The organism is Pseudoalteromonas sp. 10-33 (genome assembly GCF_001469195.1).
Taxonomy (GTDB): domain Bacteria; phylum Pseudomonadota; class Gammaproteobacteria; order Enterobacterales; family Alteromonadaceae; genus Pseudoalteromonas.
Map to the genome: position 1 here is coordinate 113,258 of NZ_LOFI01000003.1, position 12,349 is coordinate 125,606.

Genomic DNA, 12,349 nt, shown 5'->3' on the forward strand with positions numbered 1-12,349 from the left:
GCCTGCAAAGGAATCAACAATGACTGAACACGAATATCACCAATTAGCCGAAGCTCTTATGTTCACAATTGAAGAGCAAATTGATGATTGTGAAGCCGATTTAGATTACGAATCAGCGCAAGGTATTTTAGAAATTATTTTTCCTGATAAGAGTAAAATTGTCATCAATAAGCAAGCGCCTCTTCATCAAGTGTGGGTAGCAACTAAATTCAATGGTCACCATTTTGAAATGCGTGATGGTCAATGGATTGATAACCGCTCTGGTGCAGAGTTTTGGGAATTCATTAACGAAGCGTCAACTCGCCAAGCTGGCCAAGAAATTAAGTGGCAATCATCATTATGAGTTTAGAGTTTGTTCAATACCCCGCACAGAGCGCGCATAAAGCGACCGTTATTTGGTTACATGGTTTAGGTGATTCGGGTGATGGGTTTGCCCCTGTAGCGCCGCAATTAAACTTACCAGATGAGTTAGGTGTGCGTTTTGTTTTCCCACATGCACCTGTGCAACCGGTCACCATAAATGGTGGTATGGAAATGCGTTCTTGGTACGATATTAAGTCAATTGAGCTTGATAAACGTGCCGATGAAGAAGGGGTTAGGGAGTCTGCTGAAAAAGTAGAGGCGCTAATAAATACAGAAATAGCCAACGGGATACCGGCTAACAAAATTATTTTGGCTGGCTTTTCACAAGGTGGTGTTGTGTCGCTTCACTTAGCTCCGCGCTTTGAACAAAAGTTGGCGGGTGTTATGGCATTGTCTACTTATATGTGCGCGCCGCATAAATTTACAGATGAAGCAAAGCATACCGATTTAAATGTATTTATGGCACATGGTAGTCACGATAACGTGGTACCAATGAGTGCAGGTAAAAGTGCATTTGATGTATTAACAGCACATAACATGGATGTAAGCTGGCAAGAATACCCAATGGCACACCAAGTGTGTGCAGAAGAGTTACACGCTATTCGCCAATGGTTAATTGCCCGTTTAAGCTAATTTTGGAGCCGCTGAGGTCAATATGAGTCAAAAAATAGTTATTAAAGCAAATGTAAAACGCGAACCACAAAACAGCCTACCTACGGTAAGCTATGAATGGCATTGGCGTCGAATTGTGAGTTTGGCTATGTTGATAGTAATGACGTCTGCGGCTGTGATATATGGTTTAACCAGCTCAGTAAATGCAGATCAGGGCGCACATCCCAATGAACAAACAGAGCTTTTAATTACTGATAGCACACAAGGTGATGAAGTAACTGAAAGCGAAACACATAATGCACCCAGCAACCAATTGCATATAGAGACTGAGCATGCTGAAACACTGCCTGCTGATCAACTACCGACAGCTCAAGAGGCGGACATTACCAATGCCTTACTTGAAAACGCTGAGTCAGTAACCGTTGCGCCAATCTCAGATGAGCCGACGAACACCCAATCAACAGTTGACTCAATAACTGAAAAAACGAATACAGTTGATAACAGTAAAAACGATGCGTTGGTCACTAATGCAATAAGCGCTGATACAACAAGTGAAGCAGTATCTGTACCTGCGTCAGAGCAAACTTCTGAGCTTGGCACAATCGCATTAGAGCCAGAGAGTAATATTGATTCGCAACCTGTTACAGAGCAATTTGCGGAAGATGCCCATATTGCTAGCGTGGCACTCGGTGCTCAGATTGATACCAGTAAAATAAGCCGCGCAGTGCTTACACGCAGTGTAGTAAAACGCGAACCTACTAATGTGTTTGCAGCCGACGTGCGTTTAAGCCAGTTTGAAGGTTCGTTATCATTTTTTAGTGAGCTTAAAGGGCTGCAAGGCCAGCGCGTAAAACATGTTTGGTCTTTTGAAAGTGAAACAATGGCCGAAATTTCACTTAATGTTACTTCGCCACGCTACAGAACTTATTCGACAAAAAATATTATGAATACGCAAACAGGCCATTGGCGTGTAGCTGTTGTTGATGAGCAAGGTAATTTAATTGCCCAAAAAGAATTTAGAGTGTTAGCTAACTAAATCAATGCTAACCGCAGTAATTAATTGGATACCCCTATGACAGAAAAAACAAAATTAGTACGTATAGCAACTCGCAAAAGCGCCCTCGCGCTATGGCAAGCTGAGTTTGTAAAAGCCCAGCTAGAGCATTTTCATGATGACGTACGTGTTGAGTTAGTCCCTATGTCGACACAAGGGGATATTATTTTAGATACGCCATTGGCCAAAATTGGCGGTAAAGGGTTATTTGTAAAAGAGCTTGAGCAAGCCATGTTAGATGACCGAGCTGATATTGCCGTGCATTCAATGAAAGACGTGCCTGTTGAATTTCCAGAAGGGCTAGCGCTTCATACTATTTGCGAGCGTGAAGATCCTCGTGATGCGTTTGTATCAAATAACTTTGCCAACTTAAATGAGTTACCGAAGGGGGCCATTGTAGGTACATCTAGCTTACGTCGTCAGTGCCAAATTAGAGCGCTAAGACCTGACTTAGAAATCCGTGATTTACGCGGAAACGTGAATACACGCCTAGCTAAATTAGATGATGGGCAATACGATGCTATTATTTTAGCAGCGGCAGGACTTATTCGTTTAAAAATGGGCGAGCGTATTGCGGATTACATTGAACCAGAAGTATCGTTGCCTGCAAATGGCCAAGGTGCTGTAGGTATTGAGTGTCGAATTGAAGATGACGTAACTAAAGCGTTATTAGCACCGCTTGAACACGCACACACGCGTATTCGTGTTAACGCAGAGCGTGCAATGAACCGCCGTTTAGAAGGCGGTTGCCAAGTACCAATTGGCGCTTATGCGTTAGTTGATGGCGAGCAGGTTCATTTACGAGGGCTTGTAGGCGCAATTGATGGCAGCGAAATTTTACGTGACGAAGTTGCAGGTCATATTAATGATGCCGAAAAACTCGGAATAGAACTGGCTGAAAAATTACTTGCTCAAGGCGCAGATAAAATTTTAGCTGACGTATACAGAGACGCATAAATGACACATATTCTGATAACTCGGCCCGAAGGAAAAGGCGTAGCCCTTGCAGAACAACTTGAGCAAGCGGGTTATCAGACGTCGTTGTTTCCTGTTTTAAATATTAACTATTTAATGCCTTCTAGTACTCAACTAAGCCCACTTATTAATGCAGATAAAATTATTTTTATCTCTCAGGATGCTGTTAAAGCACTGGCACAATTAAAGCCCGATATAAACATTAAAGCGCAGTTTTATGCTGTAGGGCAGCAAACTGCCGATACAATATATGAATTATTTGGTGTGCGTGCAGCCACGCCTAAGCAGTTCGATTCAGAAGGGGTATTGGCTCTTAAGTCGTTGGCTCAAGTTGATGGTAGCAATATTGTATTGGTTAAAGGGCAAGGTGGTCGACCCGATATAGCTAAGGTTCTTAAAGAGCGCGGTGCATTTTTAAATAATTGTGTTGTTTATGAACGTGAGCCAGTATCCGATTTAACCAGTAACTGGACTGACCACTGGCAAAGCAACAATGTACACGGTATAGTCATAACAAGTAATGCAGCAGTTGATGCCATATTTACCCCCCTTGCTGCACAACAATTACAATGGTTACAACAGTGCCACTTTTATGTTGCCAGCGAGCGTATAGCCGCATATTTACAGCAACAACACGTAAGTTTGGCAAATATACATATTGCAGCAGGGGCTAGCGATAACGCTATGTTTACCTGTATTAATCAGCAAGGTAGCAGCATGAGTGAACAACCTAAGTCAATAACAACAGAAAACACAACATCAACAGCTTCGAGTTCAGCATCAGTTAAAAATGAGCCAGCAAGCGTAAAAAACAAACCAGCAAATGACAAACAAAAAGTTAGTAAAGTGGCTTCTCTTGCATTGTTAATATCGTTGGTTGTGGCCTCTGGAGTTGGCTACGAGTTTTATCAAAAGCTAAATGCAGGTAAAGCGCAAAATACATTTGTTGACGAACTTAGCGAGCAAAATAAGCTACTTCAGCAAGAGCTAGCGGTCCTTAAGTCTTCTCAAGTGAGCTTGCAACAAGCGCTATTTAATAGCGAAGAAAAAGTATCTGAGGCGTTAGCGCAAAGCACTCTTGAAAATCAGCAAGCATTAAAAAACGCACTACAAAAAGCGCAGCAACAAGGCTCATCTTTAAACCCACAAGAGGTCACCAGCTTACAACGAATGGCTGAGTTTAAACTGTGGGCCGAAAAAGATTACCAAGGCGCAAGCGCTGTACTAAAGCGTTTAGACGGACTGTTAAGTGAGTACCCTGGCACAATTGAAGTTCGCCAAGCCATTATGCAAGACATACAAACGCTTGATAGTTTAAAACCGGTTGCTACCGAGGCCATTTATTTACAGCTAAATAGTGTTATTAACCGAATTGACGAATTGGTGTTTAATGCGGTCAATTTACCAGAGGAAACATTGGTAATTGATGAACATGCACTCAGCGAAGATATTAACGACTGGCAGCAAAATATCAGTAACAGTTGGAATAAGATTGTTGATAGTTTTATTACAATTAGGCGCCATGAAGGTATAGCTATTGAGCCACTACTAACCGATCAAGAGCGCAATTTAATTAACCAGCGAATTAAGCTTAATATAGCGCAGGCGCAAGATGCGCTACTAAGTAAACAAGCCAGTATATATTTTAATGCATTAAGCGAAGCAAAGCGCTTAATTAGCGAGTACTTTAAGCAAGACGATGACGCTACAAAATCAGTACTAAATACGCTATCTAAATTAGAAAAAGAGCAGCTCAATTTTAGCCAAGAGGTCACTCTGCAAAGTACACAAACGGTTAAGGAGTGGGTGCAATGATAGGCCTAATAATCTTAATTGTAGCTATTGTTGTTGTAATTGCGGTTACCCCTTTTGTACTTGACGAAAAAGGTTATGTGCTAATTTCGTTCAATAATACGACCATTGAAGGCACTATCGTTTCGTTTTGTATTATGGCTGCATTGTCTGCGGCAGTTTTATATTTTAGTTACAAACTAATACGTTATTTATTATCAATTTATAGAAATACCAAGCATGGTTTTTTTGCCCGCAGTGAAGAGCGTAAATTCGCCGCAATTGAACAAGCCCTTTTCAGTGCTATAAACGACGATTACGAACAGGTAGAGCGCGCACTTTCTGGTAACAGTGTGCCAGAAAAATTTGACGATATTCGTTTAGCACTTTTGGCTAAAGCAGCACTTGCTAACAACGAGGCAGATAAAGCGCTTGAGCGATTATTTGAAATAAGCCCTGAGCAGCAATTGAAAGTAGCAAAACTATGGTTGGCAAGTGGAGATAGCAGTGCGATTGAATCGCAGTTGCGTGTGAATGCAGAAGCTAAAAAAGCCACCGCACTTGAGCTTAAACTGTACACTGAGGTATTGGTACAACAGAAGCACTTTAGTGCACTTGAAGAGTTTTTACCCAAGCTACTGCGTAAAAAAGTGTTTTCTAGTGAGCAGTGGACACGTGTATTTACTGCCTATTTTTCGGCTCAATCAGTTGATGAATTAACAAATAAATACAAACAATTACCACGAAAACTACACACTCATGCACAGACTGCATATTTAACTCAAATGGCTGCAACAGGTCAGCTTGCCGTTATTGAGGGCGATTTAACTAAAATGGTTAAGCAAGCCAGCCAACATGATGAGCTTGCTGCTATTTTAAATAATGCAAACCATGGCGAAGCGCACAAGTTACAAGCCAGTATTCAAGATCGCCTTAAAAAAGACGACACCAATACAGCGCTGCTGTTGTCGCTTGCATGTCTTGCTAATGCACAAAGTGATTATGACTTAGCCGCACGTGTGTTTGATAAAGCGCTTAATGGTGATAATAAACACCAATTTGCAGACCAAGCAGCCTTGAGTTATAAAAACACGGCACAGGCTGAAAAGGCACTCGTTTTATATAACAAATAAGTTTACTAGCTGATTAGATATATATTTTAGGCACAGGTTACAGGCGTTTTATAAATGCTTTACCTGTGCTTTTTTATAGGTATTTTTTAAAGTTAGCGAAACAATAAAAAGTAAGGCGATACTATTTTTATACAAATTATTGTTAAGTGCATGAATATTTGCACAAAAAGCAGACATATGACCGCTTAATAATATTACAAAGCGTATAGACTTGAAAAATAACTCTATCTGCGTATTATGCGCAAAAATTTAATTAAACTGGGTGCTACTATGATCAATAGAAAACTACCTTTGCTAGATATTCACCGTCATTTAGATGGTAATGTTCGCGCGCAAACCATACTAGAACTTGGTCGTCAGTTTAATATTGATTTACCCGCAGATAACGTTGAACAATTAATCCCTCATGTTCAAGTGATAGATCCAGAGCCAAACCTTGTCGCTTTCTTACAAAAGCTAGACTGGGGCGTAACGGTACTTGGCGATTACGATGCATGCCGCCGTATTGCTATTGAAAATATTGAAGATGCGCAAGCGCAAGGCCTTGACTACGTTGAACTTCGTTTTAGCCCTTACTACATGTCGCAAAGCCAAGGTTTACACCCACAAGGTGTTGTCGAAGCTGTGGTTGATGGCATTAAATCAGCAACAAAGAATACCAATATTAAAGCAAACTTAATTGGTATTTTGTCGCGTACTTATGGTGTTAAAACTTGTCAGCATGAGCTTGATGCATTACTTGCGTTTAAAAATGACTTAGTGGCGGTTGATTTAGCGGGCGATGAAATTGGCTTTCCGGGTGAATTATTTATTGAGCACTTTAAGCAAGTGCGTGATGCGTATTTAGCGTCAACAATTCATGCTGGCGAAGCACTTGGCGCTCCAAGTATTTGGCAAGCAATTAATGAATTAGGTGCAAGTAGAATTGGCCATGGTGTAAAAGCAATTGAAGATCCAGGATTAATGGATTACCTGCGTGATAACCGCATTGGTATTGAATCGTGTTTAACCAGTAATATTCAAACTAGTACAGTTACCGACCTAGCTACGCATCCACTTAAACAGTTTTTAGAACATGGTATTCTTGCTTGTCTTAATACAGATGACCCGGCTGTTGAAGGTATTGAAATAGAACATGAATATACCATTGCAGCACCCAAAGCAGGCCTATCTCAGGCTGATATAGAAAAAGCCCAAGCTAATGCCTTGGAAATTGCATTTTTAAGCGACGGCGATAAAAAAGCACTATTAGCACAAGTGAGTGCACGTTAAGTAATGCAAATAAATATGCGGCTTTAAAGCTGCATATTTATAGATTTAACTTGAGCGATAGCTAAGAGATTTACTAACGCTCAGGTTTTAAATTAGTGCTCTTGGCAGCTAAGGTAGTTATCGTAAAGCGCTTTGAGTACGTCGGCACGATTTATCATCCCCACCACTTTTACGCCTTCTACTACAGGGTAGTTTTTTGGCTTACCTGGCTGCATTTGTTCAGCTAGTTCAATAATGTTTAAATCGCTACTCACTGTGACTACATTGGTCTGCATAAGCTGCGACACTTTTACAACCCCTTCGCAAAAATAACTACTTTGCATTAAAGGCTTTAATAGCTCTTGTTCTGAAATAAATCCGACTAGGCATTTTTCGTTATCGAATACAGGCGCACCAAGTAATTTAAATTTTTGTAACTCGGCTATGGCAGTTGTCATTTCAGTGTCTGGTGTTATGTTTGGCAACTTGCGTTGCATAAAATCTTTTACTTTTGTATTTAGCATTTGGGTCTCTCCCGCTGATGTTCTGTACAAAGTATGGTTTATAGATTGGATTTTAGGAAATTGTTTATATTGATGTGTTTGATAGGTTTAAGCTATTAAAACTTTAAAGTCATAAAAAAAGCACCCATAGGTGCTTATTATTAAACGATGCGATGAGTTTACTTTATAAATGCAAATGCATCGGCGTACATGTTTTCACGAATAGCGCCATGAGCTATAAAATCATCTCGTACAATCCCTATCATGTCAAAACGACCCGCCATGTAAATATCGTAAGGTTCAAGTGATACAATATCTTGCATTACTGCTTTGTGTACAAAACCCGTGTGACCTTGCCAATTAGCTGATGGGTTTTCGACAACAGGAATAAATTCAAAATGCTCGTGACTTTCTGCCCATAATTTCATTTCTTCATGTGCGTACAAAGCAGACTCTTCTTTAACACCCCAATAAAATAATACAGGGCGGTCACAGTTTATTTCAGCTAAGTGATCTGCCATCGATTTTACATACGAAAAACCAGTGCCGCCGGCAAGTAAAATAATAGGTCGATTACATTGTAATCGAAGTTGGGAAACACCTAATCCGGCCTCTATATCAACCATTGTTTTGTTTGAGTGCGCATTGCGTAAATGTTCAAGCGATTGCATTGCATACGAGTCTGCACCAGAGGCACCAATGTGCAGCTCTATTTCGTCACATTGTGATGGGCGGCTAGCAATTGAAAAAGCACGTTTGTCTTTTTCACTTAACACCAGTTGCATGTATTGGCCCGCTTCAAAGGTCACAGGCTCTTGTGGCTTTAAAGTTACTTTGTTAACAAATTCTGTAAGTGGGCTGATAGCTACAACTTCAGCTTTTAATGTTTGCATTTTTTACCTTTTAGCAGCGCTTTTGACAGCAGATACGCAATTGAATGAATCGATTCTAGCATACCTATAGGATTATTTTATAGCCTGTTTATAGCTTACCCGAACGATGGTGAATAAATTATTGACCATCGCTGGGTTTGTTAAGTTGCTAAAGAATTTTAAGGCTATCCCAAATATCGTCAACACGTTCTTTGGTAGCTTTATCCATAACTATTGGTTCACCCCATTCACGGTCGGTTTCGCCTACCCATTTATTAGTCGCGTCCATACCCATTTTAGAGCCGAGGCCCGATACCGGGGAGGCAAAATCTAGGTAATCTATTGGAGTGTTTTCAATCAACGTTGTATCACGCGCTGGATCCATGCGTGTTGTGATGGCCCAAATAACATCTTCCCAGTCGCGAGCATTTATATCGTCATCGCATACAATTACGAACTTGGTATACATAAATTGTCGTAAAAACGACCATACACCCATCATTACGCGCTTAGCGTGACCAGGGTATTGTTTTTTCATTGTGACTACCGCCATACGGTACGAGCAACCTTCAGGCGGCAAATAAAAGTCGACAATTTCGGGAAACTGTTTTTGTAATATTGGTACAAATACTTCGTTAAGCGCAACACCTAAAATAGCGGGTTCATCAGGCGGACGGCCAGTAAATGTGCTGTGATAAATAGGATCTTTACGGTGTGTAATGTGAGTTACAGTCATAACAGGGAAGTCATCTACTTCGTTGTAGTAACCTGTGTGGTCGCCATAGGGGCCTTCTGGCGCCATTTCGCCTGGCATAATATGGCCTTCAAGTACGATTTCGGCACTGGCAGGCACTTGTAAGTCGTTTGAAATTGACTTTACCACTTCAGTTCGGCTTCCACGCAATAGCCCTGCAAATGCATATTCGCTGAGCGTATCTGGTACAGGAGTTACTGCACCTAAAATGGTCGCCGGATCGGCGCCTAACGCCACCGATACTGGATAAGGCTGACCAGGGTTTTCTTTACACCACTCTTGAAAGTCGAGCGCGCCGCCGCGGTGCGACAACCAGCGCATAATTATTTTATTTTTACCTAATAGCTGTTGGCGATAAATACCCAGATTTTGACGTTTCTTGTAAGGCCCTTTTGTGACGGTTAAACCCCATGTAATCAAAGGGGCTGCATCACCTGGCCAGCAGTGTTGAATAGGTAGTTTTGTTAAGTCGACGTCATCACCTTGTAAAATCACTTGCTGACAAGGTGCTTTTTTGATTTCTTTAGCTGGCATGTTCAGCACTTTTTTAAATACAGGAATAGATCCAAGTGCTTCTTTAATGCCTTTTGGGGGCTCGGGCTCTTTTAAAAACGCGAGTAGTTTACCCACCTCCCGAAGTTCATTTACGTCTGTTTGGCCCATCCCCATAGCAACTCGCTTCGGTGTTCCAAATAAATTGGTAAGCACCGGCATGCTGTGCCCTTTTGGGTTTTCGAATAATAAGGCAGGACCTTTTGCACGCAGTGTGCGGTCGGAAATTTCGGTCATTTCAAGATACGGGTCAATTTCTTGGGTGATGCGTTTAAGCTCACCTTTTTTTTCAAGTAAATTGATAAAATCGCGCAGATCTTTATATTTCATTATGGGCCGCTATTAAGCAAAAGAGTTGAACTATTATACCCATTTCATGCAAAGCAAGTCATTACACCTGCACTTAAAACTTAAAGCGCTCTACGGCACTTGTTAAAGAGTGTGCAAGTTGATTTACGTCTTCACTTTCGCTTGCTAGGGTGGTTGCGTTATTGGCATTTAAAGTGGCTTGCTCGGTCACCTTAGCCATTATTTTTTGAATATCATCACTGTTTGTTAACTGTTCATGAGAAGCTGTAGCAATTTGCTCACTCATTTGGTTAATTGACAGTAACGTCCCTTTTATACGCTCAACCGCTTTATTTAGTTCAGCACTGTTTTCAACACACTGTTTAGCTTGTTGTTGGCCATCGTTAATTTCTTTCTGCGTTGTTTTTGTGTGTTGCTGCAGCGTTTGGATCATGGTGTGAATTTCGCTTGTGGAGCTCTGTGTACGTGCCGCTAATGAGCGGACCTCGTCAGCAACCACAGCGAAGCCTCGGCCATTTTCACCGGCTCTTGCCGCTTCTATTGCTGCATTTAATGCAAGTAGATTAGTTTGCTCTGCAATGCTGCTAATAGTATTTACAATTGCGCCGATTAAATCTGTAAATTCGGCCAGCTCTTCTGTGCTACTTACCGCTTTATCTAATCGATTCAAGAGTGCTTCAATACTTAAACTGTTGTCGTTGGCTATTTGGTTTACGTCGTTAGCAAACTGAGAGGCGTTGGTAATTTCGTTAGATGCATTATCGGCCTGCTCATAGACCGCTTGCGAATTGTTTAGCATGCTATGCGCAAGGTCTGTGGCTTGTGCGCTTCGTTCTAATTGCTGCTGAGCAACAATGGTCATCTGTTGGCCCTTCTCACTTGTTTGAATGGCTGATTTATCAAGCTCGTGGGCATCATTACTAATTGCTTTTATAAGGTGTGATAAATCGTCACTGAGCTTATTGATGTTGTTAAGTAAAGTGCCAAACTCATCTTTGCTACGCGGTTGGCTGCGTTTAGAAAAATCACCCGAGGCAATACGTGCTAAATCGCTATTTACTTTTTTAAGTGGTTTTAGCATGGCATTAGTTGTAAAGATTGAAATAACAATAAGTAAACCAATAAGTACAATCGCAATTATAATAACAGAGCTAGAGCCCATATTAATTGCCGACTTAGCACTGCTTTGCAGAGTTTTAAAACGCTCGTCAGCCAGTTTATTAAGCTGTAATAATTGGCTTTCTGTGTCTATAAACTCTTGTTGAAAACGCTCAAAACTTTGCTGTGCCATTTGGGTGTTTTCAAGCGCTTTATTTTGCTGGGCGTAAATACCGTCGGGTCCATTCAATCGTGTCCTTAAGTTATTAAATTGCTCGGTAAATTGAGCCGCGTTTAAACGCTCACCTAAGGGAGTGGCTTGCTGTTCTAAATACACAAAGTTTGGTTGGATGTTATCAAGTAAAAACTGAGTATCCTGTTGGTGGACGTTTAGGTCGCTGACACTGGTCGTTTGCGTAATACTTTTAATATTGTTGCTTAAATTAAAGAGTAAGTCGTCAATGCGTGTTGCTGTGCCAAATACAGAGTTTAGTAACGACTGCTGCTTTGCATTTATCTCTATGAGTTCTATATCGAGTAAGGCATTACTGAGGTTACTTAGCTCATCACCAAACTCTTTAATTAATGAGGTAGCAGCCGACTGCGCCGTAAAACGCTGTTCTTTGGCATTAAACATGTTTGCGCTTGTTTTGCTTAGTTGCTCAAAGTTTTTTGAAGCGTCAACTAGCAAAGTTTGCATGTTTTGCTGACCTGTCAATTGCGGCTTAAGTGCATTGAGCATATTACTGAATTCTTGTTGCTCGCTTAGCGCTTCTTTTTTATTGGTCAGTAATAAATCAGGTTTTGTTTGACTATAAGCTAGTGCATTGAATTTGGTTATAGAGAGAAGCGATAATCTTAAGTCTTTACTGACTTGTTGAGCTGGAACAGCAAGGTTCTCTATTCGTGAGGTAGTCGTGCTTATTTTATTTAAGGACCAGTAAAAAAATAAGCTACTGATAAGCATTAGTAAACCAATGGCAGAAAAGGCTAAAATTATTTTATGTTTAATGGCAATAGAACGCATAACTTCATCAACAAAATTAAGACTTTTGTTAGTGTAGCAAGTTTTTTAATTTGTT

General features: G+C 40.8%; 11 protein-coding genes. 7 read left to right on the plus strand and 4 right to left on the minus strand.

All coding sequences use genetic code 11. From position 1 onward, the window contains the following. Window positions 1–19: 19 nt before the first annotated feature. The 7 genes from cyaY to add all read left to right on the plus strand — a co-directional run bounded on the left by cyaY (window position 20) and on the right by add (window position 7,200). A complete protein-coding gene (gene cyaY / locus ATS76_RS04600; RefSeq protein ID WP_006792464.1) occupies window positions 20–343 on the plus strand; it encodes an iron donor protein CyaY in 324 nt (107 codons plus the stop codon). Next, window positions 340–996, plus strand: coding sequence for an alpha/beta hydrolase (locus ATS76_RS04605; protein WP_058551239.1), 657 nt, complete (start codon window positions 340–342; stop codon window positions 994–996). The genes cyaY and ATS76_RS04605 overlap by 4 nt, the downstream gene beginning before the upstream one ends. A 22-nt stretch (window positions 997–1,018) precedes the next feature. Continuing rightward, window positions 1,019–2,011, plus strand: a complete 993-nt coding sequence (locus tag ATS76_RS04610) for a DUF2914 domain-containing protein (RefSeq protein WP_058551240.1) — start codon at window positions 1,019–1,021, stop codon at window positions 2,009–2,011. Between the two features lie 36 nt (window positions 2,012–2,047). Further along, window positions 2,048–2,986 (plus strand): hydroxymethylbilane synthase, encoded by a 939-nt coding sequence (gene hemC, locus ATS76_RS04615; RefSeq protein ID WP_058551241.1) that lies wholly within the window; start codon window positions 2,048–2,050, stop codon window positions 2,984–2,986. Next, window positions 2,987–4,819 (plus strand): uroporphyrinogen-III synthase, encoded by a 1,833-nt coding sequence (locus ATS76_RS04620; RefSeq protein WP_058551242.1) that lies wholly within the window; start codon window positions 2,987–2,989, stop codon window positions 4,817–4,819. Next, window positions 4,816–5,928 (plus strand): heme biosynthesis HemY N-terminal domain-containing protein, encoded by a 1,113-nt coding sequence (locus ATS76_RS04625; protein ID WP_058551243.1) that lies wholly within the window; start codon window positions 4,816–4,818, stop codon window positions 5,926–5,928. Before ATS76_RS04620 ends, ATS76_RS04625 begins: the two co-directional genes overlap by 4 nt. Window positions 5,929–6,198: 270 nt before the next feature. Then, entirely contained in the window at window positions 6,199–7,200 is a 1,002-nt protein-coding gene (add, locus tag ATS76_RS04630) for an adenosine deaminase (protein ID WP_058551260.1), read from the plus strand. Between the two features lie 92 nt (window positions 7,201–7,292). Here the strand turns inward: add and ATS76_RS04635 are convergent, their stop codons facing one another. From ATS76_RS04635 to ATS76_RS04650, 4 genes are all read right to left on the minus strand, one after another. Continuing rightward, the gene (locus ATS76_RS04635; RefSeq protein WP_006792457.1) at window positions 7,293–7,703 is read right to left on the minus strand and encodes a CBS domain-containing protein; all 411 of its coding nucleotides are present in this window, start codon (window positions 7,701–7,703) and stop codon (window positions 7,293–7,295) included. A gap of 158 nt (window positions 7,704–7,861) precedes the next feature. After that, a complete protein-coding gene (fre, locus tag ATS76_RS04640) occupies window positions 7,862–8,575 on the minus strand; it encodes an NAD(P)H-flavin reductase (RefSeq protein WP_058403731.1) in 714 nt (237 codons plus the stop codon). Window positions 8,576–8,723: 148 nt separating this feature from the next. Continuing rightward, a complete protein-coding gene (gene ubiD, locus ATS76_RS04645; protein ID WP_058551244.1) occupies window positions 8,724–10,190 on the minus strand; it encodes a 4-hydroxy-3-polyprenylbenzoate decarboxylase in 1,467 nt (488 codons plus the stop codon). Window positions 10,191–10,263: 73 nt separating this feature from the next. Then, entirely contained in the window at window positions 10,264–12,294 is a 2,031-nt protein-coding gene (locus ATS76_RS04650) for a methyl-accepting chemotaxis protein (protein WP_058551245.1), read from the minus strand. Window positions 12,295–12,349 lie beyond the last annotated feature (55 nt).